The organism is Nonomuraea rosea, from assembly GCF_039539705.1.
Classification (GTDB): Bacteria; Actinomycetota; Actinomycetes; order Streptosporangiales; family Streptosporangiaceae; genus Nonomuraea; species Nonomuraea rosea.
The window spans coordinates 252198-278337 of sequence record NZ_BAABDQ010000014.1 but is presented as its reverse complement, the minus strand read 5'-3'; the positions used below and the strand labels follow the sequence as shown (position 1 = coordinate 278337).

General features: G+C 63.5%; 14 protein-coding genes. 7 read left to right on the top strand and 7 right to left on the bottom strand.

Features of this window, described 5'->3' with window-relative positions; translation table 11 throughout:
* The first annotated feature begins 56 nt into the window (after positions 1 to 56).
* The 3 genes from ABEA43_RS30685 to ABEA43_RS30675 all read left to right on the top strand — a co-directional run bounded on the left by ABEA43_RS30685 (position 57) and on the right by ABEA43_RS30675 (position 1678).
* Complete coding sequence (locus tag ABEA43_RS30685) at positions 57 to 458, top strand: hypothetical protein (protein WP_345567204.1); 402 nt, start codon at positions 57 to 59, stop codon at positions 456 to 458.
* A 51-nt stretch (positions 459 to 509) separates the two neighbouring features.
* Positions 510 to 986, top strand: a complete 477-nt coding sequence (locus ABEA43_RS30680) for a hypothetical protein (protein ID WP_345567201.1) — start codon at positions 510 to 512, stop codon at positions 984 to 986.
* Positions 987 to 1069: 83 nt separating this feature from the next.
* Positions 1070 to 1678: a hypothetical protein gene (locus tag ABEA43_RS30675; protein WP_345567199.1), complete on the top strand. Its 609-nt coding sequence runs from the start codon at positions 1070 to 1072 to the stop codon at positions 1676 to 1678.
* 144 nt (positions 1679 to 1822) lie between these two features.
* On the opposite strand, the gene ABEA43_RS30670 is transcribed toward ABEA43_RS30675, so the two are convergent.
* Genes ABEA43_RS30670 through ABEA43_RS30660 form a run of 3 tightly spaced genes read right to left on the bottom strand, consistent with a single transcriptional unit; the run spans position 1823 to position 4291 of the window.
* Positions 1823 to 3016, bottom strand: coding sequence for a methyltransferase domain-containing protein (locus ABEA43_RS30670; RefSeq protein ID WP_345567197.1), 1194 nt, complete (start codon positions 3014 to 3016; stop codon positions 1823 to 1825).
* Positions 3004 to 3993, bottom strand: a complete 990-nt coding sequence (tgmB, locus tag ABEA43_RS30665) for an ATP-grasp ribosomal peptide maturase (protein ID WP_345567195.1) — start codon at positions 3991 to 3993, stop codon at positions 3004 to 3006. The genes ABEA43_RS30670 and tgmB overlap by 13 nt, the downstream gene beginning before the upstream one ends.
* Before the next feature lies 1 nt (position 3994).
* Positions 3995 to 4291 carry a hypothetical protein gene (locus ABEA43_RS30660; protein WP_345567193.1) on the bottom strand — a complete coding sequence of 99 codons (297 nt, stop codon included), beginning with the start codon at positions 4289 to 4291 and terminating at the stop codon, positions 3995 to 3997.
* Positions 4292 to 5075: 784 nt separating this feature from the next.
* Between ABEA43_RS30660 and ABEA43_RS30655 the strand changes: the two genes are divergently transcribed.
* From ABEA43_RS30655 to ABEA43_RS30640, 4 genes are all read left to right on the top strand, one after another.
* Positions 5076 to 5303 (top strand): GntR family transcriptional regulator, encoded by a 228-nt coding sequence (locus tag ABEA43_RS30655; RefSeq protein ID WP_345567191.1) that lies wholly within the window; start codon positions 5076 to 5078, stop codon positions 5301 to 5303.
* Positions 5304 to 5319: 16 nt separating this feature from the next.
* Entirely contained in the window at positions 5320 to 5685 is a 366-nt protein-coding gene (locus ABEA43_RS30650; RefSeq protein WP_345567189.1) for an NUDIX domain-containing protein, read from the top strand.
* 672 nt (positions 5686 to 6357) lie between these two features.
* Complete coding sequence (locus tag ABEA43_RS30645) at positions 6358 to 6825, top strand: hypothetical protein (RefSeq protein ID WP_345567187.1); 468 nt, start codon at positions 6358 to 6360, stop codon at positions 6823 to 6825.
* 456 nt (positions 6826 to 7281) lie between these two features.
* A complete protein-coding gene (locus ABEA43_RS30640; RefSeq protein ID WP_345567185.1) occupies positions 7282 to 8610 on the top strand; it encodes an AAA family ATPase in 1329 nt (442 codons plus the stop codon).
* 671 nt (positions 8611 to 9281) lie between these two features.
* Here the strand turns inward: ABEA43_RS30640 and ABEA43_RS30635 are convergent.
* From ABEA43_RS30635 to ABEA43_RS30620, 4 genes are read right to left on the bottom strand one after another with little or no spacing between them, the layout of a single operon-like run.
* The gene (locus ABEA43_RS30635) at positions 9282 to 11429 is read right to left on the bottom strand and encodes a UvrD-helicase domain-containing protein (protein ID WP_345567184.1); all 2148 of its coding nucleotides are present in this window, start codon (positions 11427 to 11429) and stop codon (positions 9282 to 9284) included.
* The gene (locus ABEA43_RS30630; protein ID WP_345567183.1) at positions 11422 to 18075 is read right to left on the bottom strand and encodes a DEAD/DEAH box helicase; all 6654 of its coding nucleotides are present in this window, start codon (positions 18073 to 18075) and stop codon (positions 11422 to 11424) included. The genes ABEA43_RS30635 and ABEA43_RS30630 overlap by 8 nt, the downstream gene beginning before the upstream one ends.
* Complete coding sequence (locus ABEA43_RS30625; protein WP_345567181.1) at positions 18072 to 23000, bottom strand: Eco57I restriction-modification methylase domain-containing protein; 4929 nt, start codon at positions 22998 to 23000, stop codon at positions 18072 to 18074. The genes ABEA43_RS30630 and ABEA43_RS30625 overlap by 4 nt, the downstream gene beginning before the upstream one ends.
* The gene (locus ABEA43_RS30620) at positions 22997 to 26098 is read right to left on the bottom strand and encodes a helicase-related protein (protein WP_345567179.1); all 3102 of its coding nucleotides are present in this window, start codon (positions 26096 to 26098) and stop codon (positions 22997 to 22999) included. The genes ABEA43_RS30625 and ABEA43_RS30620 overlap by 4 nt, the downstream gene beginning before the upstream one ends.
* Positions 26099 to 26140: the final 42 nt, after the last annotated feature.

Genomic DNA, 26140 nt, shown 5'->3' with positions numbered 1-26140 from the left:
CTGGATCGAACATGGAGGATGGGAGGAGTACGAAGCCGCCGAACATCAAGTTCTTCGTGAAGCTGACGGACTTCGGCGTCTGGAACGGAGGCGTCAAGCGCACGGAGGTGGACGATGATCTGAACGACGTCCAGAACGAATTCGACCTCGGCACGCAAGGATGCCAAATCCAGCAGGGGAACCCGACCCAGCTCAAGACGATCGCGAGCTGGCGCGCGACGCCGTATCTCCAGTACCTGATTAATACACCCAAGCCAGCCAACCACGACCGAGAAGTCTGCTCCATCATGCCCGCCCTCACCCAGTACAAGGAGAACAAGGGCCGGCTTCCGCTATGGGACCAGGAGTTCCTCGGTGACGAGGGCAAACGGCTTGGCGTCGTTCGGTGGGACAGGGCACTCCCAGCAACAGCTTGTGGTCCCCCAGCTTCCGCTGCGACTGGAAGACGCTCGGAGTGACCAAAGAGGGGTGCGAATACCGGCGGCTGTATCTACATCCGAGCCGACCGTGTGTTCACCCTGTCCAAGAGCCGGGATGTCGCATTCCTGGACGTCATCAACCACATCGAAAAGGCGCTGAACCCGGGGATAAACGCCGGCACCTACCCGCCGTTCCGCCCCGGAGACACCACCGCCGGACGAGATATCAACCTTCCGCCGGTCAAGGCTCCACTGGGCAACGAACTGCCGAAGGCCATCCCGGGCAACTACGCGAAGCCGCCGAACACCCCAGAGGGCTACCCCTTGTGGAGGAGCACCGACACAGGCTACAGCGAGAACCGGGCGATCTTCTCCGAGCATCCGTTCTCAGTGCCCCAGGACAATTTCACCATGGGCAAACCTGGCGCCACTCTGCCCAGGGAGTCCGAAAAACCCACAGCCTGCTACATGGAGCCGCGCTCAAGGTGTTCTATGGCCATTACCGGCTCCTCACGTACGATCCTGTCAACACCATCACCAAGAGCAGTGACAGCCCATTCTGGGTGAGAATCGTGAACTGATCGCGGTAAAATGCGGAGCTACCTAGTGCAGCCCCGCATTTGCCATTCTATATAAGGGCGCAGAGAATAATGAAAACGGAACAGGTGCTTCCCGCGGACAATCAGTGGGACCTGCTGGTCGAGTACGGGCACTGGCTCGAGCTCGGATTCCACGCCCTCTGGGTGGAAAGCGACGATCAAGAAGAACTGGTACGGCGGCTCCAGGTAGATCCGGGCTCGCGCCTAGAATACGACTTGGAAACGCTTGCGAGGACCTACAAAGGCCCGCCGGCGAAGGGTGTCTGGATGGGCCCGCACGCGCCCGGATGGACACACATCTTCGCTGTCGACCTGTATTCATTCCACCCCGCGATCCGCAATCTGGGAAAGCGACGTGTCTTCGAGATCTACTTCGCAGGGGAAGCGGGCGAGGGGCTGGAGCCGCTGTACCTCAACTATGACGGAGAACAGCTCGGTGATGTCACCCCACCGGACGAGGAGGGCGGGGACATGGAGCTCAACGACTACCTGCCCTATACGGCAGGGCTGGCACTCGGTACGGAAAGAAACTATAAGCGAGATATGCACCTTATGTTCTGCATGGTAGGCCGCATCACGGGACGCTTCGCCGACCAGGATTGGTGGACGTCAACGCGAACCTTCTATCGCATCCCTGAGGGGGCATGGGAGGACATGTGACATCTCCCAGGCGCGACAAAGGCGTCCACTTCAACGCTAGACGGGGCCCGTTCTCGCCTCCCGGCACATTCCACCGGCAGTGCGGAAGCGCAGCCTTCTGGAGGCGCTCATGCACGCGGCTCCAACAATCGTGCACCTGACCCATCAGGTTTGCATCTTCCAGGTTCGAGCGCTGGGGTGATCGAGCCATAGCTGGATGCCGGCCGGATCGACCGTCAGCCCGAACCGGTCGTAGCCGGGCCTGCCGAGCGAAATCCATTGCCGATAGGCGGACGACAGCTCATCCCAAAGCCGCCGGTCACCGTACTGCGTCACCTCCGCCTCGGCCGCTCCGGCCTTGAGGTCGCAGGCCGCCCAAGAGCCTTCGGCGGCATGGTCGTCCAGCTCGTACAGAAGCAGGGAGTCCCCGCCGTCTTCGCTGACGTCGTACCAGCTGACGCGGGGAACCAGGGCGATGCACAGCAGTTGCGCGCCCAGGTCCATGTCCCAGAAGGTACGAGGGCTGATCCTGGTCGTGGATCGGTGTGCCGCCTCATGGTGATGGCCGCTCCATCTGGTGTTGTAGCGCTGCTCGCGCAGCATCATGTAGCTGGCCGTCCCGTGGAAGCGGCCGACCGCCGTGGTCTCGTTCACCACCTTCAGGCGCAGTTGGTGGCCGACCAGCCCGCCAGCATGCCAGGGCAGCACGATGACGCCACCCGGCCGGGTTTGCTCGATCCAGGCCATCGGGATGTCGGACACGCCCACCGTGACGTGCACGCGATCGAACGGGGCCTGCTCCGGCCAGCCCTTGACCCCGTCACCGACCACCAGCTGAGCAGCGGATCCGGCCTTCCGGAGGTTGGCTGCGGCTCGCGCCGCCATCTCTGGATCCACTTCGATGGAGATGACACTGTTCGCTCCGGCAGCCCATGACAGCAGGGCCGCTGTCCACCCAGAGCCGGTCCCGATCTCCAGGATGCGGTCACCCTTCTGCGGAGCCAGCAGCTCCAGGAAGGGGAACACGATGCCGGGCGCCGACACTGACGACGAGAAGAGCCCCTTCCCGCTGAGCGGGTCACCAGCCCCATCATCGGTCTGCAGGACGACGGAGGTGTCGGCGTACACGGCCGTCCACCAGGCCGCCGGCTCGTCGTCGAGGGCGAACCTGCCCCGCGGCGCGCTGGCATGGTTCGAGGTGAACCATGCCGCAGCAGGAGCGAACAGGTGCCGGGGCACCGCACGCAGCGCCTCCTCCCACCTCGCATCGGTGAGCGAGCCTCGGGCGCGCAGGTGAGCGGCCAGCTTCGCGACCAGGCCGTCGAACGTGAAGCCGTCCGGCGGCGTCACCGCGCCCACGCCGGGCCCTTCTGCAGAACGTCGGCCAGCGCCTCCGGTACGGGCAGGCCCGCTTTCTGGTTCAGCCATCCCCACTCTCCGCTCTGGTTGGTCTCCAGGAAGTGGTAGCGACCCTGTGGGTCGCAGATCAGGTCCACAGCGCCGAAGACCAGGTGCAGCCGGTCGTGCAGCTCCACCAGCCGATCTTCGATCTCGCTGGGGAGGTCGATGCGCTCGTAGGTGAGGGAGCCGTAGTCGCTGCGCCAGTCGATCGTGCCCCGCTCGCTGGCGCTATCGATGCGGACCGCGAGCACCTCGGTGCCCACCACGAGCGCCCGTACCTCGTACGCCTTGTCGACCCATTCCTGGAACATTTGCGAGGTACGAGCCAGAGCCGGATCGAGCAGCTCGTCCGGGTCGTCGAGGGGCTTGGTATAGATGACCCGTACCTTGCCCTCGTCCGCGTGCCAGATGCCACCAACCGCCTTGTAGACGAACGGCTTGCCGAGCTCCTTCGCCCACGCATGCGCTTTGTGGGGATCATTGGTGATAACCGTCTTGGGTACGCTCAGCCCGACCTGAGCGGCTGTGACGAGCTGGACAGGCTTGTACTCGGCGCGCATCGCGGCCATCGGGTCGTTCAGCCACAAGCAGCCGCTCTGCCGCAACGCGGCCAGCACGCCGCCGAACCCATAGCGCGCTTCCGCATAGGCAAAGGCGCGTTCCGGGGACGACATCCGCTCGTCCATCCGGAACTGGGTCGGGCGCCTGCTGTACACCGCGCCCACTCTGGTCAGATCGAGCGCGCCGCGCGGCGTACCGACGATGCCCGCCCAACCGCGGCTGCCGGTCTCGATGTGAGCCGTCATCGAGACCCGCGCCGGGAAGTCGGCGGTGTCCAAGGTGACGACGGGGACTCCGCGGCCGGCCAGCTCGGCTGTGACGCGCTCGGCCGCGGAGTCGGTGTCGTCAGTGATGATCAGGACGGTGTGTGTCACGTCAGTCCTTGGTCTTCTCCTCGTTGGGACCGTTTCCGTCGCTGCTGGTCTCGCTGCTCTCATTGCTGCCACCGCCCCCGTGGTCACCGGCGGTGATGGGTGTCGGCGCGACGAGGTGACGCAGCCCCCACGGCCGCGCTTCCCCGGCCGGGGTGCCAGCGGCCGACAGGATGTGCTTGATCGGCGACATGGGGAAGAAGTCACCGGCGCGGAAGGGCGTGCCCCGCGATTCTCCGTCCGGGGAGTGGGTGATGAGGTCAAGGGTCGGCTGGTCGTCCTGCTTGGTGCTCGTAAGCATCGAAGTGATCCTCCTTCTGCCTGTCCACCTTGTGAGGGCAGGCGTGTAGCGCGCATTCACGCATGTGTTTTTCGGGGTAGTGGTTCTCCTGGCACCCGAGGAATACGCAGCGTCAGGTGTACGGCAGGCCGCATGGGAAAGTGACCGTGGGCTGAAGGAGCAACTGTCTCTTTTCAGCGGCCCTTGGAGGGCTGACGAGTCCTCACCTGGCTTCCCCATTAATGAGCTGTCGCCATAGCGTTTCGGCCTCGCCAACCTTCACCCGTGGACTCTCTGCGATAACCCACGGGACGACGGACCGGTCGTACCGCCGAATGAATCCCTGTCCGCCGGCCCGGCAGTCCTCGAAGATCAGCGACTGGCATTCGCAGGTGTATCCCCGGACGCGGGCTCGATCCGGTCGACGCTGGACCAGCGTCCACCGGACCGGCATCGCGTCCGGACGAGGCGAAGCGGGATGCGTGCCGTGGAAGTCATAATCGTCTGTCACCGGGGCTCACCGTCCTTTATGACGCGCAATCGCCAACGTCGCACCCACGGTGCCCCGCGGAGATCGCAATCCATGAACAGGCGTTGGTGAACGAGAAGCCATTTCCAGTCGCAACGTGCGCCCCCATGGGCGGCAGGCCGGAGCGCACCGTACAAGCCCCACCCGGAGGGGCTCTCGACCGGCGCTCACCAACGCCATGCCGCTAACCTAACTTAACCTGTCCTACCCTGTCTATAGACTTCTTAGCCATGCCTGTTCTATGTCGAAAGGTCCACGGATACGTAAGGTCGTCCTGTGATCGAGTGGGACCCAAGGCTCTACAAATGGGAGCAGATAGCGAATGTCGTCGCAGAGCGCATCGACAGCGGCGCCTACCCGCCGCTTGCCTTGATCTCCGAGGTGAAGCTTCAGGAGGAGTTCGACGTCGCCCGCGTCACCGTACGGAAGGCGATGGAGGCCCTCAGGGGCCGGGGACTAATCACAACCAAGCCAGGCAAGGGCTCCATAGTCGCGCCACAGTAGATGCTCAACGCGTGAGTTGCTGCCCATCCGCCACTCCGACAACGACGCCTGGGCCCTACCCGGTGGCGTCGATGACCTCGGCAAGCCCGTCCCACCGGCAGCCATCCGGGAGACCCGCGAAGAGACCGGCATCACCTGCGAAGATCACGAGCCTGGCCGGCACCCACAGCGATCCTCACTTCACGTAGCAACGACGAGGGTCCGCCAGGAGTTCCTCCTCGTCCTCACGGCCCGGCCCATCGGTGGCCATCCGACACCAAGCAGCGAATCTCGGGAAGTCCGCTGGGTACCGCGGCACGAGGTCAGCGACTACGGTATGCACCGCTCCATGCGGCTAAGGATCAGCCATTACCCCCAAGGAGGCAGTCCACACATCAGCTGAACCAGCCCGGACGCTCAATGGAGTCCAGCATCAACCGCGACGACGCTGCTCCCATCAGAACGCATAATCCCAGTTCAGAGACATGCTAGATCGATGTCGGGTCGACTGGATGAGACTTTTCTCCACGGTTTCAAGGGCAGCCCGCCTGCGGCGGCCTGCCGCGCGTCTGGCGGTCGCTGGCCGCGCTGCGGCTCTCCGGCCGGTCGCGGCCAGCACCGCCCACGCGCACAGTTCATCAGGGCGGACAGGAGCCGGGGAACAGCCGCTACTAGCCCGAGCGCCAGGGGGACGCCGACAACGGGGTTAGAGAGGCAGAAACCTGGGGCTCCGCCCCGAACCTCAGCCCTCCTCGGGGGTGAGCGTATGGGGTGGCCGAGCCAATTTTAGAAGGCCGATCACCTCCTCGGGGGACACCACAGGGGATGCCAGACCCAGTCACTCGGGGACAAACTGTCGTGTGCACAAAGGGCGACCAGTAGGGAGAGGAAAGTCACCGGGAGCAGGTACACATGAATGACGGCTTGACCTCGGGTGGCTGGCTCGACATGGCGAGCATGCCCGACGAGGAGGACGGCCACAAAGGCCGGACGGTGGGAGATGCCCCAACTTCGGCTGGCGAATGGTGAGCTGTCGACGTTGCTTATCCGTTAGATTCAGGGAAAGGCGTGATATGTGGATCACATCACGCAGGGCCACGCGTCGGTGAAGGACATGCGAATGAGCGGGGATCTGGCAACGCTGGTGGCGGATGTGATGCCGTATGTGACGGCGGCGGTCAGTGCCTATGGAGGGGCGGTGCTGGCGCGGGCGCAGGAGAATGCGGCGGACGCCACAGTGGGGTTGGGACGAAAGATCCTTCAGCGGATATTCGGGGTCGAGTCAACAGAAGGAGAGACGCTGGAAGCGATCGCGGAGCTGGCCGAAGATCCCGATAGTGCCGATCTACAAGCGCGGATCCGTAAAGCTCTGGACGCTGATCCAAACTTGGCCGCTGAGGTGGCCCAGATGGTCGAGCAGGCTCGGGCTCAGCTTGCGATGGGACAGGGACACGTGATTGCTCACGCTTCTGGTCACGCCCAGCAGGCGAACCTCGGCCAGGGCACAATGAACGTGTCGTTTGGCGCTCAGCGTGACAGATGACCTGACTGCCAACGAGGCTCAGGCCAGAGGGACAGGCCCAAGCAGACCAATCCTGGTCAGGTCGAGATGAAGGTCTACCAGACTATGGCACTTGCGTCTCGCGAGAGAACGGCCGCAGACTGCGCAGGGACCGGCATGGCCAGGCTGCCGCGGTGGGGGTCTAGGCGACGTCGTGCGCATGCGAGAGAAGTATGGGCTGGCGGCCGCACGCTGCACCAAGCTAGCAACGAGTCAGCAATAGGCGAGGCAAATCATTGTGCAACTCACGATGGCGCACAACAGGCGAATCTCGGGCAAGGCATTTGAATGTCCCATTCAGAGTCACAGTGGCCAAATAGCTCGCCAAGCAAATTCGTAGCCCAAGCGTACGGCAATGCGCAGCAGTTCAACGTCGCCACAGGAACTATAAATATTACGGTAGGTGGGCCGCATCCGTCCGTATCCCCAATGACGTTGATGGCTTCGCCGGAGATGGTTGGGCGTAGCGCGGAGATAGACGCGCTTCTGACGAATATTGATGACTCGCGCCAACAGGGGAATCTGGCATTAGTCTCGGTTATATCGGGGATGCCGGGAGTGGGAAAGACTGCACTCGCGAGGGCAGTAGCCAAACAGCTGGTGCGCGATTATCCTGACGCCTGCCTAGAGGTTGACTTGTATGGATTCACCCCAGGCCAGGATCCACGTGACCCCAAGGAGCTATTGGCCGAATTGCTGAGATTGGTGGGGATCGGCACTGCGGACATGCCAAGTAGCTTAGTAGGTAGAGCTGAACTTTGGCGGGCCTGGCTCGCGGAGCGACGTGTTCTCTTAGTGCTGGACAATACACTAAATGAAGAATACGTAATGCCCTTCCTGCCCCCGGCGACAGCACACTGTGTCACGCTAATTACCAGCCGCAGCGACCTAAAAGATGTGGATGCAGCCATCCGATTGAGCCTAGACGTGCTGCCAGAAATTGAGGCGGCGCAACTGCTCTCTCTGCGCTCTAATCGAAGATTTGATGACGGTGCAGAATTGATGGAAGTTGCTAAACTGTGTGGCTGTCTGCCGCTGGCCCTACGCTCTATTGGCTCGCTCTTGACCGAGCTAGACCCTAGAGATGTAGCCATCTTGCTATCGGACCGAAAAGATCGCTTCCGCCATCTACCGGAGATCGATAGTGCCGTGCGTGCAGCCTTTGAGGTCTCCTATTTGCATTTGAACACCAGCACGCAGAAGCTTATACGTGCGTGTGCCTGGCATCCAGGCCCTGATATGGACGCCTTCTCGGTCGCCGCATTGACGGCTTCTCCCCTATCTGTAGTGATGCTAGAAATGGATAGATTACACAGTATGGGCATGCTGGTTCGAAGCCCCCATGGTCGTAGCGCATTCCATGATCTATTCCGTAGCCATGCCGAAAGGCAAGCCAATTTGGAGGATAGCGGAGAGGAAATTCGACAGGGACAGTGGCGCTTAATTCACTACCTCTACTTCGCCGCCGAGAGGGCGATCGAGATTATTCTTGAATGCAAGGTTCGCCCCCCCTGCGACACCTTCTCTTTCCCTGATCTCAATCCCCCGGAACACGCAGCAGAGTGGCTGAGATCCACTTTCGGTGAATTGCATTCCATGGGTGGCCTAGCCCGCTTTTTGGAAGACGGCAAGGTGCCTCTTGAATCCAGTGCAGCTTTCCGCTTGTTTCGCCCCATTGACTTGTTATTAATGGTGGACGCTGGGCGCCGTGAGTACGCGCTTAAATTTCACGCCTTTCTTTGCGCAACCGGGCAATTTGGCGCGTAATAATGGTGACCGCCATATCGAGATTCTCATGCATTCACTCTATTTCCATTTACTGGCCGGACGTTACGCAGCCGAGGGATCGGTTCCAGGCGTGGACGGCGCACAGCACGCAACGCGCAGAAAGAGCTTTCCGAACGCTAAACCGTAGTAGAGGACGACCCATTAGAGACGTCATACCGAGTGTCAGCCTTTCCTACTCGCGCGGGGATGAATCCCAGATGTCCAATGGCATGACCCTTCTGGATGCTCCCTCGTCTCCTGATGCGGGTGTCTCCTTGGACTGCCGCGCCGCTTCCGGTGCTCGGGCCTGGGGGCCCTGCGCTCCGGGTCGGCTTGCCACCGGATACGCGGGTTGCTGTGGTCAGCTGTACATCAGGGAAGTACAGCAACGCTGCCTCACGCAGCCTGACCCGCATCAGCGGACACTACAAGCGTGACACTGAGATCGTCCCGTACAGCGTCACACGGTTGAGCAGCAGCGCTGGCCCTCGACCACCATCCCCCCGCTTCACTCGTAATGAAGGGGTCTGAGGTAGGACGAGTAGGACGTAAGTGGTTCCACGTTCTACCACCCGCGCAGTCACGGACCTGGCCGCCGTCCGAGCCTGGCAGCGGCGCGCATTGGTAGCAGCGCAAAGGCGACCGCCGTTACGACTGCTCGGCGCTGGTTGTCAGGAGATCACGTCGGCGAGGAACGGGCTAGGTTGGCCAGACCAGGTAATCGACAGGGCTTCGCGGGCGCGGGTCAGCGAGACAAAGAGCAGTGATCGCTCACGCTGAATGCCTCGCTGATGATCGAGGTGGTCAACCGTCTCGGGAGTGACCGCGACACCGAGCGGGACACATCCCGCGTCGACGATGGCAACGGCGCGGAACTCCAGGCCCTTGGCACGGTGCATCGTCATCACTTGCACACCCGACTCCGGCTTTGGAGTCGTACCGGACTTCACCAGGGACGCCGCGATACCGGCCCCCTTTAGCACCCCTACTGCATCGGAGGCGGTAGCGCTGGTCCGCGCAAATACTGCGATCTCATCGAGCGCTATCCCTGCCTTGTTCCAAGCGCGGACTCGTGCGGAAAGGGCGGTCAGCTCCGCAGCGGATGAAGGGAATCCCGCCATTACGGGCTTGCCTCCGCGCAACACCGAACGGTAGCCCTTCAATGTGGCCGAGCCGCCGTCGAGGTCGTCTGGAACCTGTTCCCCTATCATCTTCAACGCGTCCCGCAGGATTTGCCGAGTGGTCCGGTAGTTGAGGGTTAGGCAGCTTGACCTGCCACGTATATCGACTCCGAGCTTTCCGAGGGTCACCCGGTTGTCGTAGATTCGCTGGAAAGCGTCCCCGACGATGAACATGTCATCTGGCCCGGAAGGGACCAGCGCGCGCAGCAGGGTCCAGTGGGCGGCATGCAGGTCTTGCGCCTCGTCGACAACAACGTGCCGGTATGGCCGTTCTGCGTCGCTCCACGTGGCCGCGATGTCGCTGGCCCGGGCCGCCGCCTGCTTGAAGCCCATGGCCTTGTCCCGGTCGAGCCGTCGCTCAAACTCCTGGATCAGTTTCCACACCTGGTCGCGCTCGGCCCGGTTGATCCGCCGACCGCGCCCGGCACGACGGGCCGCAAAATACTCGTCTCGGGTGCGCACATTCTGCGCGAGAATGACCTGTTCCCACTCCCCAACGAGGAAGAGCTTGTCGAATGGGTTTCCGGGGGTCGCGGATGCGACGACGTCGTCCCAGCGGGAGGCGATCCCCGCGTCGCCGAGAACCTCGACCCTGGACCACTCCGACTCCGCATCTCCACGTAGCACCTCGCGTACGACTTTGTCGATGTTGAGCACTTCGACCTTGGCCGTCAGTTCGGGGCCACCGAGATCGTCGAGGAGCCGGCCAAGCAGCTCGGACAGCGCGTTCGTGTAAGTGGTCAAGAGGATCTTCTTGCCGGCGCCTGGGGGGTACCGATCTGCCAAGGCTTTGACCCGATGCAGCGCGACGACGGTCTTGCCGGTGCCGGGTCCTCCGGAGACCCGGGCCGGCCCGTTGTACGGCTTTGCCCGGTAGGCGAGTTTGCGCTGCTCGGGGTGGAGATATACGCGCCACTCAGACATCGGCTTGAGCAGCATCCGCTCCAGCTCTTCGGAGTCGTCGGTGACCACCGCGAACGTTTCTCGGGTCGCGGGTCGTTCGGCGACCGCGTCGAGATCATCTGGATCGATCTCATCCTCGGCCGCGGACCCTGCGACGATCTCGCTCCAGACGTCGTTGACACTCTTGCCATCGGCGAGTGCGAGAATCACCTGACCAGCAAGCTTGGGGATGCTCTCAGCGATACCGAGCAGCGCGTCTTCACTGCGGATTTCCCGCAGCACGGGCACTAGGGACGCACCAACAGCGAGGTGGGCGAAGTCCGCATCCGATATCGCGTCGAAGAATCCGACACCCGCGACCTCGCTGTCGCCGGTTCGGACCAGGATCTCCTGAATCTCTCCCAGGTTGTAGAAGTCGAGACCGCCTGTGACCTTGTTGACGTCCCAGACGATCTGTGCTGCATAGTCGTAGGCATCGTCGTGCGGCTTGATGGTGGCGAGGTAGAACGTGTCGCTGGTGGGCCGGAGCAGAACGGCCCGGAAGTTATCGTTGACTCTGGCCGTCCAGACCCTCTTGTCCTTTGCTCCATGCGGTTGCTTCAGGTTCAGGCCGTTACTGTCCGGGTCCTTGCGGAGCTTCAGCATGAAGTCGATGACCCGGCGCTGGATCGTCGCGTCCAGGTGCTGGTATGCCTTCTCGAAACTGTCCGCGAACAGGACGTTGGCCTTAGCCACCGATACACCCCAACTCTTCCAGTAGTGATGCCATCGCCGGTGCGCTACCCGGCTCCGCGTGGTGGATTCGCCAACCGGCAAGCCCGTACGCGGCGTCGCGCTCCGGATCAATGTCCACCACAATTGCGACACGTGCATCGGGCCAGGCCAGCTCGGCGGGCATGGCATCGTCGCCGAGTTCGTAGCCCACATCGGGCAGCGGTGCCCTCGCCTCGGCGAGGGCACGCAACACATCTTCGACCACGGACGCAGAGAGATTGATCGCTTGGGCCCATTCCTTCGGCAGCGCCGGTTCGAGATCCGGCTGCACCGCGGCGGCCAGCAACGGTACCCGGTGCGGGTCCACCATCCCGACCTGGGAAAGCGCGGTCTGCTCAAAGTGACGGCGTGGCCCGGAAAGGAACTGCAGGAGATTGGACCAGGCGAGCCACTCGGCCCAGCGAGTCCGGTGCTCCTGCTCGCCGATCGACTCCAGCCTGTCATCGAGACAGGTGAATACCGACCAGGCCAACGGATCCCGCTTTCCACCAGCGGTAGGCCGATCATCCCGGAAGCCGACGACGCGGCAACCCGAGGGGGTGTGCGCCGTGAACCCGCTGGCTTCGGCGGCCCCGACGGGAGCGGGCATCCGAGTCTGTCCCGAGATCAGTCCCGGCAGGACCCTGGCTATGGCCTGCCGGTCGATTGGACCAGTTTTCCCCGTTGAGCCCAGACCGTGTAGCAGGGCGACAGCACGGCGTGCCCACGCCTTCGGATCGGGGTTCTCCATGAAGGCCAGCAGCGCCTCCACCGGATTCAGCATGGCCACGTCCAGATGCCCAGCTTCAGGGTCGTTCTTCAAGGTCTGCTTGAAGTACTGATCGCGGGCTGTGGTCAGGGCTTTGGCAGAGAGCAGTTGGGAAGAGACATCCGGTGATTTCGTGCCGTCTTCCACCGCTTTCGCCCAGGTCTTGACGTCCTCCCAAGTGAGCTGCCAGACCCATATTCCGGCGTCGCGGAGAGCCGAGCGTTTGGCCGCATCGACCGCGATCTCGTTGTTCTTCCTGCTCGCGTGGTAGGCGTACCCGTCGAGGAAGACTGCGATCTTCTGCCCGCCCTCCATGGTGAACAGGTAGTCGGGTTCACTTCGCACCGCTGCGTTTTGGATCGGGTGGTCCTCCATCCGCCAGCGCACCGCCTCGCCCCTCGGGGGCTTGAGCTTTAGCTCGAACTCGATCCCGCGCGAACCTGCCCGGGGGGCGAGAGAGAACCGGTCACGTTCTCTCTCATCCTCCTGTGCTTTATCCGCCTTTGTGCGCAGTGTCTCGACGAAGAGTCGTTCCAGTTCACTGTCGGCCAGCGCATCGAGCGAGATGTCTGCGAGGGTGTCAACGTCTACGACATCCCAGTGCTCGACGATGTCGGCGAGCAGCTCAACGGCGGTGTCCTTGGAGGCTAGCTCGTACTCACCCGAGCGGACGAAAGGCAATAGGCAGCGATGGCACGGCTGCCGGTCCTCCTTGCCGCAAGGGCAGCTCCGGATGTGCGCCAAGGAAAGGTTCAGCACCCGCTCCATCACGGTTCTGTCCGCGAGATGCTCCAGGTAGCCGGTGCCACCGGGCATCGTATCGTGCAGCACCAGGAACCGCCGGGGGACGTCCTTGTCGGTCCCGGGCATGCTCGCCATCACCACGTCGATGTGGTCTGGCTCGCCGCCGAAGTGCTTGGTGATGCCGAGCCTGAGCGCCGCCTTGAACGAGACGAGCCGCTTCTCTACCAGCGTGGTCGAGAAGGGCAGCAGCAACCGCAACGCCTGCGTGTGCAGTTCATGGCCAGTCACCAGCCGAACCGTGGTCTCCTTAGTCACTCCCTTGTCCCGCTGAGAGCACCAACGCAGGTGCCGGGTCCCGATCCGCTGAGCATCGCGGTCATAGGCTTGCGGATGGACGCCTTGCACCGAACCGCAGTTAGGGCAGGTGTCGAACCCAGGTACTTTGACGGTCTCGCCGGCGATCTCGAAGTCGGCTCCGGGCACGCTTTCCGGGCCGAAGTTCACCTTCCGGATAGTGGCCTCCCTTGCGAACTCAACGCCGAAGAACCGGCCCGCCTTCCACGCGCGGAGCCCCTGCGGCTGAGTCGGGTCGATGTCCACCAGGGTGAGGTCCTCATAGCGACGCCGCTCGCGTTCGTCCCGGTCGTCACCGACCCGCGCGTCCTCCCGCCGTTCCCTGGCCCGGGTCCGCTCCGGCACCAGGACTTTGAGTCCGGACGCCGCCGCGTCCGCGACACCGCCGTCGCCGCATCGCGGGCATCTCTCCAGTACGACATCCGCCGCGTCAGGAAGTGTAAATCCGCAGCCACGACAGAAGCGCCAGACCGTGTAGGCCTCGCTCTGCTCTGTTCCGATGTCCAGCCCATCGACGATGTACTTCGACCCGGCGGCGTGGAAGGTGTTCCCGGGGGCGAGTTCGGTGAGTGCGAGCCCAGAGCCACGGCCGTACTCGAACTTCTCCTCCTGGAACTCCCCGTCGGCGTCCTTCCACCACAAAGCGGCGTCCAACCACATCACCTCGTCGTGCAGGGTGTAGTTGGGCAGCAGTCCAAGCCGTACCAGCGCGTTGAGTGTGTTTTCCTTGACTAATGTGTCCAGGCGTCGCCGCACGGCACGCAGCTCGGCGAAGAGTGCCCGCCGGTCTTGACGCTTGTCACCATCCGCGGTATCGAGCGGGATGGCGTCGAACGCCTTGTTGATCGCCGCAAGGCGCTCCTGCAGCTCTTCCCTTTGGTGTCGCCAGGTCTGTAGGGCCTTACCGAATGCGGTCTCGATCCCACCCGCCGCGAACTTCCGCAGGGACTGTCGTGCCGGACCGTCTTCCTTACTCTTCTCCGGGAATCTCTTGTGGTACTCCGCGTCCATCTCCGGGAAGAGTGCGACGAATGCGGCGGCCAGCTCGTTGTGCCTGGAGATGGAGACCTCCAGCAGGCGGCGCAGCCACCCGCCGGCGTCCTCCCGCCAGCCATTCTGAAACAGCTCTCCAATCCAGCGCGGCCTCGGCCGCGATGGCATCGCGGTGCCCCTCCAGAGCGCCCCGTCGGCTGCGCGATCGAACAAGTAGGCCAGGTAATGCCGGTGCAGGATCTCCACCGCGTCGAGATAGCAAGCTGGCGGGACGATCCGCCCGGCCAGCATCGCGGTCGGGCGCTGCAGATAGTACTGGTTCCGGGCACCACCGGGCACGAACGCGGCCACCATTGCACTGCCCGTCGCGCGTCCAGCGCGACCGATCCGCTGGGCGTACTGCGCCGGTCCCGGCGGCACCGAGGTGAGTATCACCGCGGAGAGGTCACCAATGTCGATGCCGAGCTCAAGCGTCGGGGTACAAGTGAGCACGTTCGGATCGAACGGGTGACTGCGGTTCTTGAAAGCCGTCTCGACCCGCTCGCGGTCTTTCCGGGAGAGTGCGCCGGTGTGCTCGGCGGTGAGCACGTCGCCCGGCCGGTCGCGGTAGTAGAGCCGCCGGTAGAAGTCGTCCCGTGCTTTCGGACGTGGGTCGGCCTCGAACCGGCCCTCGCAGCGGAAGCGCAGACAGGGCATATTCACCCAGGCGTCGAGGAGACCAGGCGGAACGGTCTGCCGCCAGGTGCACACCGAGCAGCGCACACCGCATATCTCCACCCATTCGTCGGCCGCGTCGCCGACCAGGGAGTGGACCAGGACATGCCGGGGAGCGAGTGCATACACACTCGCTCCCCCGTCCGACCGATGCGCTTCGACGATCTTTTGTTGAGTGAGAACCTTCAGCGCCCTCTGGTTCAGCCGGGCCGCTTCGTCGGCATCCCTCCCCGTTACCGTCCGCTGCGCCCATCCGGTCAGCCAGGTGTCGGTTCGAGCCTTCGCCAGCGTGTCGAAATCGGTCGTTCCGTACGCACCGTCGATGAGGAAGACGGGGGCTGCGAGCCCACGGGGGAAGGCGGGCATCCCAGTCTTCCGACCGCCCCAGACCGGCCAGCGTCGCGCCCCGGCCTGCTGGATGTACACGTCCAGCCACGGGTGGTGCAACGCACCGCGGATCCGCATCCGCTCCAGGAGACCCCGGGCGTAGGTGAGGTACGCCTGGTCGTCCGCCGGAAGCGAGACCTTCCCGGAGGAGAGCCGACCGTGCGCCTCCTTCAGCATCCCGGCGAGCTCCTCGGGCTCCGGGATGCGAATCTCGACCGCGGCGGTCCTGGTTAGCTCTAGCGTCCGTCCGAGCCGGGAACGGAGACCGAACTCTAACTGCGTCGCGAAGATCAACCGGTCCTGGAGCATGCCCATCGCGGCCTCGGACGGCTCACCGTCAAGCAACCGCAGTATCTCCGGGAGCTGTCGCAGGTCCGGTGGGATCAGCGAGGCGAGCCGCTCCCTGCCGGTGGCATTCACCGTCTCCTTGACCGCGGCTTCCGCCGCGTTCAGCGCCAGATCGTGTACAGCTACCGTGCCCGATTCGGGGAGATTGGAGGTCAGTAGTCCGCGGAAGGTGAAGCCGAACGAGCGATGCGCGATGAACCCGGCCCGGTGGGTGGCGTCCTGAACCGAGTCAGTGAAGGCCAGTAATTTCCGCTCGTCCTGCTGCAGATGCCGCTGAGAGAAAAGCTGCGTCGTGGTCACCGAGGCGAGCGTCGCAGTGCCCGCGCCAAGGAACCGCATGCCGTCGTCGAGACCGCAGGACGGGCAGGTGTCGTCGTCGACCTGCTTGATCTGACCGTCGTGGGTGATGACCGGGACAGTCCGCGCGCCGGGATTGCGTAGCAGCCTTCGGTCCTCGGCGTCGAGGTGGAGCGCCTGCGGCTCGTCCTCGGAGGCCCGCAGCATCCAGCGAACCCTGCCGTCCCGCCGCCCGGACGTCCGGTAGATCTCCAACGGTCGCGTCTTGAGGTCCTGCCAGTCCATGTCCTTGGAGAGCGCGGCCCAGCCGGACTGGCCACAGTGACGGCAGTAGACCGCGGGTAAGTGGCAACGGAGCGAAGCAGGTGGTGGCCCTTGGGTGTCGGCGTCGGTGTCCTCTGCCGCTGCGTCGTGCTCCCTGGCCCGGTATACGGCTAGGTTCAGCCGGTTCGGCCTGCTGTCTCCGGTCGGGCCGTCGTCGTCGAACCACCGGAAGTGCGGTTCGTGGGTGGCCGCGCGGATCACCCGCCGGACCTCCCGGACCCAGAGCTGCGCCTCGACCTTGAGTAGCGGGGAGCCGTCGGGCTTGCGGGCCTTCGAGACCAGTGCGAGCAGGCGCATCAACGCCGGGCCGAAGGAAGGCTTCGGCACGCCGTTGCGCTGCGCCGCCCAGGCGGGGCCACCGCCGTGTACCGCGAACGGCTTCGCGATCTGCTCGATCGTCAGCGGGGCGTCGGACGCGGATTCCAGCAGCGCCTTCACCAGGATGTGTGAGCGGAGCAGTTTCCCGAGCTCCACTGGGTCACGCGTGTCGATCCCGACGGTGAGCATCGCGACCTCGTCGAGGTCGGCCTCCCTACCGAGCGGATCGATAACCGCCGCCAGCTCCTCAGGTGTGGGGAACGGCAATCCAAAGTCAATCTCATCGCAGAACTCGGCCGAGGTCAGTCGGTCTTCGCCGATCAGCGAATCCGGGCCGAACGCCACACCGAAGACGTCCTTGGCGAACTTCAGCAGCTTGTCCCTGTCCGGCTCGGCGGCGTGCTCGGCCAGTCCCACGTCGATCGCGTGGTCGCTGGCGAGCGTCGCCGAGGTGGCGACCGGCGTGATTGGGCCCAGCGGGCGGCCCGGTTCGTTGAGCCGGGTCGCCGCGCCGAGACGGCGCAGCAGCATCGCGACGTCGGTGCCCTGCGCGCCGTCGTAGGTGTGGAATTCGTCCAGCACGACATACCGCAGGCCGCCGCCCTGCCAGAGCGACACATCCGGGACGCGCTGCAGCAGCAGGTCCAGCATTTTGTAATTGGTGAGCAGGATGTCCGGGGGGTTCGCCCGAATCTCGTCCCGGTCCCGGGCGACCCGGTTGATCCGCTCGTCGTCGATCAGATTGGACGAGCCGTAGTTCCGCGCGTAGGAGCCGGGACTCTCGTCGTCGCCTTGGTTGTCTTGGTTGCCTGCCCGATCCAGCTTCCCCTGACGGTGCCCAGCTCCGTCTCTCTGCTTATCCGCGGGAATGCCACCGATGTAGATCCCAGCGGTCACGTCCTTGAGACCATCGTGGGCGTTGAGTAGGTCGTTGAGACGCCGAGCTTGGTCGTCGGCCAGCGCATTCATCGGGTAAAGCACCAGCGCCTTGACGCCTTTCTGCCCCGACTCCTTCATGCGCCGGCAGTGGTCGAGGATCGGGATCAGGAAGGACTCGGTCTTGCCCGAGCCGGTACCGGTCGTCACAATCGTCGGCTTGGGTTCCTGCCCCTTGGAGGAGAGCCGCAACCAGGCCTGCTCCTGGTGGCGGAACGGCGTGAACACATCCGGGTACCAGCTGAGCGCCCGCTTGTACGCGCCCGTCGCGGGCTTGAACCCCGGTCGGACCCGGAGGTACGGCCCACGGAACACACCCGTCTTCTCGTCGTTGAGGAACTCTCTAAGTTCTTCTTGGACGTCGTCGTCAGCGAGCGCGAAAGCCGTAGTGAGGTACTGAACCAGACTGCCCTTGAGGTCCTCGACTGCCAGCGAAGGGATCACGGCTCAACCACCTCGGGATACTGGCCCATGTCCAACCGCCGTTGGAACTCCACATACGCCCCGGTTGTCTCCGCCTCGCGATCGGGCTTGACCCATCCCTCAGGGAGCGTGGGCTCCGGTGCGTCGGATAACTGAGCCTTCTTCCACGCCTTCACGATCGCGGCCTCCGCTTCGGTCTGGCGAACGCTCCGGTTGTGCGTCTCTGCCCCGATCTTGTGGCCCTCGGGGGCGAAGAACATCTCCCACTCGTACTTACGGAGCACCGCGAACTGCGAGCGGTATATCGCGCAGAGCTGCTCGGCGCTCAGCCCGAGCATCAGCGCGACCAGCGCGTCGATCTCGACCAGCGCCAGCCGCCGGTCGTAGTCGGTGCGGAGCGGCGTCGCCATCGTCCACTCCGGCTCGACGTCCTGGAGCCCGACGCGCTCCTGTATGGAGCCGGTCCAGCGGTCGTCGAGCCACGAGGAGTCAAAGAGCTCCTCCCAGAGCGGCGCGTAGTCGCGCGTTAGACAGTTCAGCCGGAGCGTCCGGAGCAGCAGCGGCCTCGTCAACGGGTGACTCAACGGTGCTGGGAACTGCCGGGCCAACTCGATGTTGACCTTCGACGTGCCGGAGACCTTGCAGATGAAGTCCAGCGGGATGGACGCCCACAGCCCCGCTACCACGGCAGTCTTTCGCTGATCCGCGAGAGCCAACGTATGAACGGCATCAACGTGAGTCGGTCCGGGCATAAGTAGCGTCGCGTGGTGTGTACGCTCGGTTCCAGCGACGATCATTCGCCGCCAGGCAACCCGCCAGTAATCCCGAGACGGGATGTCACCCCAGTACCGCTGCCTGGCCACGAACTCATCCGGATCGCACAGCCGCGCGTAATTGGTCCGCGGAATCACCGCCTCGTCGAGCTTAGTCAAGTCCCAGCTCGTGTAATCCTTGTTGCTTCGGCAGTTCTGGTTCGGCTCTTTCGCGAACGGCGTCGCCACCGTGAAGTGCGGTCCCTGCAGCACCGCATCACTCCATGTTTCAGGGAATGATGATTTGGCTACGACGGTAGCATTCTCCTTCGACTTATCTTCTTCTAGTCCGCGCGTCCAATAATGGGGATATTTTCCAAGTCGCTCATCAAATCTTCCGAGCGCTCGAATCGCGTCGTTGTCGACAACTGTTACTGGGCGAAGCCCTCTCGCGTGGGTTGCAGAGGTTCCCTCAGGATCAGCAAAAGCTGCCCAGTCAGCGAGCATCGTCTCCGTAACTGTGATGACACGTGCGGCATGTGGACGACGATCCCAACCGCCCGAGGGATGCTGAATTCCTGGGATCTCTCCGTCGCCACCGTGCTCAAGGGAGTCTTCAATAACGCTGGGGTGAACGAGCCTGGCCATTTGCGTGAAATTGATCTCACGCGGTTGACCGTAGACATTTACGCCAAAATTCTTATTGTTGTCGACCTCTTCGAACAGCAGAATGTTATTTCCGAACTGAAAGTGACGACGGAGTCTCGGGTAAGTCTGCGCACGGAAATCTCCTCCGGCTGGATCCCCAAAATGCTGTTCCTCGTGTATGAGCGCAGCTATGCCGTCCCGCCCACTGCTCCGCATGCTCCGCCAGACGCGTTCCATAAAGTTTGTATAGAGGTTTGTCTGCACTCCGGCGAGCATTGGATGCTCAATCATTGAACCTAGATGCTCGTTCAGACCCGCCCAGGAGTTAAGGTCAAAAAGGTAGCCTTTAACCGCATCTAGTTCCATGAGAACCTCAGCACGTCTCCGTTTGAACGCCGCCTCCGGGATCTTCTCCTGAAGCGAGAACCAAGGTTCATACTCCGCGAGAGCCAGTTTGTCGTCCCAGACCGGCCTGACCCAGGGTGGGTTACCGACCTGGAGGTCGAAGCCGCCGTTGCCGAAGACATGGGCGAACTCGAGCTCCCAGTGGAAGAAACCCTCATTCCTGGCAATCTCGGTCAGGACCGACCACCAAGCGAAGCGCTCGTCGATCGCCACCCGGCTCATTGGGAGGCATCGTGCGACGAACCGGTCGTTCGCGTCCTCCTCGGCCCGGGCCTCGAAACCGGAGCCAGGCTCAAACAGGCCGTAACGGTCATCGAAGTGCGGATTGCCGTGCTTTTTCTCCTTACTGGTTACCGCCTTGGCCTTCTCCGGCTCGATGCCGAGGACAGCCTCGCAGAAGTCGATCCACTCGCCTAGGGTCGGGGGTTCAATCTCTGCACCCTGGCCGACCGGCCAGAACCACAGAGAACACCAAGCGTCCATAACCGTTTTGAGTCGGTTGTAAGGTGACTTCTCGTCCTCGTACAGCTCGTCGACGATCTTCTCCCGAGACGTCGGGATCGCCGGGGGCTCCGGCAGCGGGTGGGCCGGGTCGACTCCCCAGACCTCGATGTGGCGGCGAATCTCGGCCTCGGAGGCCGCGATGCGCTTGCGGGTCAGCTCCCAAAGCCGCTCGACGCGTTGGCCCAGCGCGGTGAGCCGCTTCTGAGTGGCCTTGTCGGTGATGGGCTTGCGGATCTGCGTCCGCCAGGCCATCAGCTTCGTCCGCTCCTCTTTGGCTAGCTCGGTGGCCTGGGAGGCGTTGACGACCGCGCCCCAGCCCTGGGCGGGAAGCAGGAAGTGGTGGATCTCGCTCTCGTCGAGCTGGTCGACCACCTGGTTCTCGCCGTCGCAGAGGAGCGGCCGGTCGGTGGGCGGAGACGTACGCCATGCACCGAGTTTGAGTTGGTCGGCGTGGTAGACAGCACGGCGGGCACCGATCAGAGAGTTCCCACGGCGTAGATGCAGGCCGAACCATGGTGCTTGGAGGCCCTCGTGCATGACGTTGAGCCAGACTGAAACTTCGGCTAGTTCGACGGCGGTGGCGTTAAGGTCCACACCGTAACAATTGTGTAGGGCAATGTAGGCCTTGACCTTCTGGGTCTCCCGCTCCAACTGTTCAGGCAGAAGCTTTACGTCCTGCTCATGCTGGGCCAGCTCCATGTATCTGTCAGCGAGCTGGTTGATCGCCTCGTTGAGGAAGGCGCCGGAGCCCAGTGCGGGTTCACAAACGGTGATGTCGAGGATGTTGCGTGACGTCGTCGTCTCGGTGAGCAGCTCAGCGAGGGCGTGCTTGACCGTGCATGCGGTGAGGACTTCGGGCGTGTAGTAAGAGGCGGAGCGCTGCCTTTCTCGGCCGGAGAGCCGATAGACAAATGAACCCTTCTCGTGGGTGATCGGTTTTTGCTCGCCGGTGATCGGGTCAGTCCGCCGGACGAGATATTTCGCGTACTCGCCGGATCGGATGACCGGGACGATCCAGGTCCCCTTCGACGGGTCAGGTTTCTCCTTCTCTACGCCGTCCGCGCCGCGGCCACTGCTCTTGACAGTCTGGGCGACCTCATGGACGTCCTCCGGGGCGAAAAATCCCGTGTAGGACATCAGACCCTCGTAGACCGCGCCGAGCTGGTTGATGCCGAGTTGGGCGTAGGAGATGAACCCGCGCTGCCCTTGCCTCTGGCCGCGCCCTCGACCCTGCTCCGGGCTGATCATGAGCAGATTGAGCACCTGCCAGAGACATTTGTTCCGCAGGCGGGTGTCCACGATCTTCGGCCCCACCCTGACCTGCTCTCCGATCAGCGGGGTTCGGTCGGGGCGGAACAGGGTGGACTTCAACGGCTCGAAGCGGATGTTCTCGCCACCGACGGCGATCTCGTTTCCCTCCTCGTCGAGGACGTACCGCATGGCAGCGGACGGCTGATAGCCCTGGTCGACCAGGGTGAAGAGCAGCCCGAGCGAGTCGTGGAAATACAGCCCCCGCTCGGCCTCCTCGGGCAGGTCGTAGCTGACCGTCTCGCCGAGCCGGGCTAGGCCGTACCCCTCTTTGTAGGCCTCGTGCTTGCCCGGCAGGATGCCGAGCTCCGGCCGCGCCTCGGCGTACAGAAGGAAGAGGATCCGGTAGAGGTAGCGCAAGGACTGCTCGGTGAGCCGCCGGGCTAGGTCGTCGCCGAGGTCCTCGTGGTCAGCGCCTTGCTCGTGGACCCGGTCGAGGATCTCCTGCGCAACCAGCTCGACCGACTGGCGCAGCGCCTCGCGCAGCTCCTTAGAGACGCTGACCGCGTGCTTGTGCCCCTTATCCACTAGGTCCGAGAGTGCCGCCTGACCCTCGTGGTTGATCAGCGACTCCGCCCCGAACAGCGCAGCGACCGTCTCCAGTTCCCCGCCCGGTTTGTCATCGCGGGCGTGCAGCGCCTGGCTCAGGTTGACCGCGAGGTAGCCCTTTGGCCACGCTTTGGCATCGGCGAGCAATACAACGTTGCCGGCGAGCAGCAGCACATAGCGGGGCGCCTCCTCACAACCAAAGAGGAACTCGATCGCCTTGCCCGCATTCTCGATGATCTGGTTGCCATCAAGCTTGATCGGCCGGGTCAGACGGCAACCCTCCTCGTCGGCGATCCCGTCCGGGTCGGCCGCCCAGGTGGCGTCCAGGGCGACGAGCTCCAGCCCACCCGTTCCAGTCACCGCGAGCGCGACCGGAATCTGCCGGTGCTGGTCAAGGAAGACAACGTCGAGGTCGGCGCGGCGCAGCCAGGTCCCCTCTCCATCGCCCAGGCCGGAGTAGGCGAGTGCGCGGAGCACCTCGTCGTTCAGCTCGCAAACCTGTCCCGTGATCTGTGGATCGGTCAGCGCCTCCCATGACGGGTTCTCACCGAGCTGCTCGGCGACCCGGTCCCGTCGGGCGAAGAACCGCTGGCCAAGCGCCTTGAGACCCTGCGCCGAGCTGAACGGCCCGGTCCCGCCTGTGTTGAGGCCCGTCTTCTCGGCCTGCCGCCAGCGCTTGCGCAGCCCTTCGAGGTCGTTCTTCATCAGCGCGGCCAGATAGTGCGAGGAGATGTACTCGCCCTGGTTGGTGATCGAGTTGAACGCCATGGTGGTCGTCACGCCCCCTTCTGCACGGGAACCAGCACTGCGACGAGACGGAGCATCGGCTCCCCGTCGGTGCTGAGTTCCTTGAGCAGCCTGCCGATATCAGTGGCCGTCTTGTGAACGCGCTTCTCCGCGGTGGTTCGGACGTTGGTGAGGGCGAGCTGTTCGAAACGGGTCTCCTGCTGCTTCTGCCACAGGATGAGCCGTCGCTCATATTCCTCCAACGGAGCCATCAGCCGATCGTCCTCGACTGCCCGGCGTTTACCCATCTCAACGCGGGCTGCCTCGATCACCTCGGGGATTCTCAGTTGAAGCGCGCCGAGATCCCCGACTGGGCGCTGATGCATCTCCTTGTTGACATGTGCCTCGTGAAGCACCTGGACGAATTCTCGCGGATCGAGTGCCAGGCCGGTGGACAAGATCCGGAACGCCAGCCAGGCCATGATGGTCGGCTTGCCCTGCCGGTTGGAGTAGCGGCCGTTGAGCAGGAAGACCGGTTCGGTGACGTCAGCGGCGATGACCGGTGCGGTCAAACGGCGGGTGGTAGTGCTGTCGGCCGCGCTGCGGGCCAGTACCTTGTCCACCAGCCATTCGGTGACCGGATGCTGGTCTGTGAGATACGAAACGTCGGGCCAGCCGGATGCCTGGGAGCGTTGCTCCCTAGTGACCCGTTCCTTGACCGCCGGCTTCTTGTCGGCCTGACCTTCGCTGGCATGGTCCTTGGCATTGACGGCCTTCTTGGTCTTCTCCCCGCTGTTCTTCCGTGCTAGGTCCAGACGCTTCTGCGCGACCTCCGGGGAGAAGGTCAGCGTCAGCTCCTTGAGGACGTCTCGCTCGTCCAGGTAGGACTGCGGCAGCACCCTGAGCCGACGCTGCAGGTCCGCCAGGCGGCAGGCATCCCTGTTCAGCTCGAAAGTGAAAGTGTCCGGGTAGTCAGACGGATCTCGCCAGGTCAGCCCAATGCGCGCAGCCGGGTTGCCGTACGCCTCCTCGAAGGCTTCCTTGACGAACTCCTTCGTCGATCCGAACAGGCGAGGCTGGCGCAGCACGTCGTCCTGTCCGGCCTCGGCGTCGCCGTCCTCCTCATCATCGCCGAACCCCCTGCCGGTCATGAAGAGATCGTCCTCGTCAGGCTCATCAGGAATGACCTCATCGAGGTCTCTTCCGTCAAGGTAGGCCTGCTCGATACGGTCCATCTCCAGTTGCTCGTCCCTAAGCCCCATTAACGCTCCGGCCTCGCCGAGTGTGCGGTGCGCCGAGTCTTCCTTCCGCGCCAGCGCTCTTGACACGGTCTCATCGGCCTCGTGGTCCTTGTCCGCCGAGCGGTGGATCAGCACCCGGATCTGCGGGGGGACCCTCTGCCCGTATCGGTCGATCCGGCCGTTGCGTTGCTCGATCGTGATCAATGACCAGGGGATGTCGTAATGGATGAGGTCATGGCACTGGCGGTGCAGGTTCACCCCCTCAGCGGCGATGTCGCTGGTCAGCAGAATCCGTACATCGCTGCCCTCAAGGGAGAAATCCTTCACGATGCTCTGCTGGGCCGTGTCCGACTGGCCGCCGTGGAGGATCCTGATTGGACCGGTGACCCCCTTCTCACCGATCTTCTCCGGAGCGGGCCCTTTAAAGCCCAGCCGGGCGGGCAGCTCCTCGTAGAGCCAGTTGATGGTCGCCTGCCGCTCGGAGAAGACCACGACCCGCGCCGACGACTTCGGCTCGACAACGATCTTCTTGAGCTCGCACACCAGCGCGGCGAGCTTCGCCGAGTCCTCCGTCCGCACCTGCTCGGCTACTTCCTGGAGCCGCTGGAGGGCCGTCAGCTCAGGGGTGCGCTCTGTGGCCGTCTGAGGCTTCTTCTCGATTTCCTTGTTGACCTTCTTGACGCGTTCCCTGACTGTCGAGAGAAGGGCTTCGTGCGAGGAGAGGAACGCCTTGAGTAACGTCACTGGGAACAGGCCGCTACCCTTTCCGACGATAGGAGCGGACCGTCCCTCTCCTGGTTTGATCCACGTCGCGTATAACTCGTTGAGGACCTTCTCCTCAGCGGCAGTAGCCGTACAGTCCACGAAGATCGGGTGAGCACGCTCAGCCCACTCTGCGCCGATCTGCGCAGCGACATCAGGGCTCGTCTTGTGCCGCCGAACGTAGAGATGCTGGAGTTCCTCCGGGGTGGCGGGCCGCTTCGTGTCCACGATCGCCGTCGGATCAATCAGGCTGATCAGCTCGTTGAAGGACTCGTCGTTGCCGTTGTGCGGGGTCGCTGAGGCGAGGACGAATGCGTGTGTGGTCGGCGCGAGGACCCGGGCGAGCTGGTTGTTCAACGCTGTCTTGCTGATCAGCTTGTGCGACTCGTCCATGACGACCGCGTCCCACTCGACGCCGCGGAGTTGCTCGCGATAGCGAGCGCTCTTGAGGGTGTCGATCGAGGCGATGACGCGCTTGTAGTAGTCGAAGGGATTCCGCCCAGCAGGGAGTCGCTGCTGCATTCGGGCGATTCCAGTCGAGTCCAAGGCGACGAGGGGGATCGCGAACCGGGTCCACAGTTCGTGCTGGAACTGCTCCAGGATGTGCCGGGGCGTCACCACCAAGATCCGGTCGCCGCGACCCCTGCGAATCAGCTCTGAGAGCAGCAGTCCGATCTCCAGGGTCTTACCTAACCCGACCGCGTCGGCGATCAGCAGCCGAGGACGGAGATTTGCGAACGCCAGTCGTGACGGCTCACGCTGATAGACCAGGTCATCCACGAGATGAGTGTTGACGGTGGCGAGCCGCTGCTCTCCCTGCGGGAGAGGGGTCTTGCGAAGCAACGCCTCGATGAACAGCCGGGACCGACGGAACCCTGGACTGGGATCGTTGATCAGCTCGGTGTCCTCGGGGAGTAGAGGTTCAACCCGGTCGAGGCCCTCGGCGTTGAAGAACACTGCAGTCTGGTCACGGATAAGCGGAGATGTACCGATCACGGTCAGTCGGGTGACCCGCTTCTCCGTCTCCGAGCCCCCAATCTTCTCTCCCTCGACCTCTTTGACCTCGGTGACTAGCCACTCCTCACCGCGGATGAGAACGGTCATCCCCGAGGCGAACCGCTGTTCACCCTTGGTTTCACCGCTGTCCATCGACTCACCCAATCCATGACATACACGCTTTCGAGAACCAAC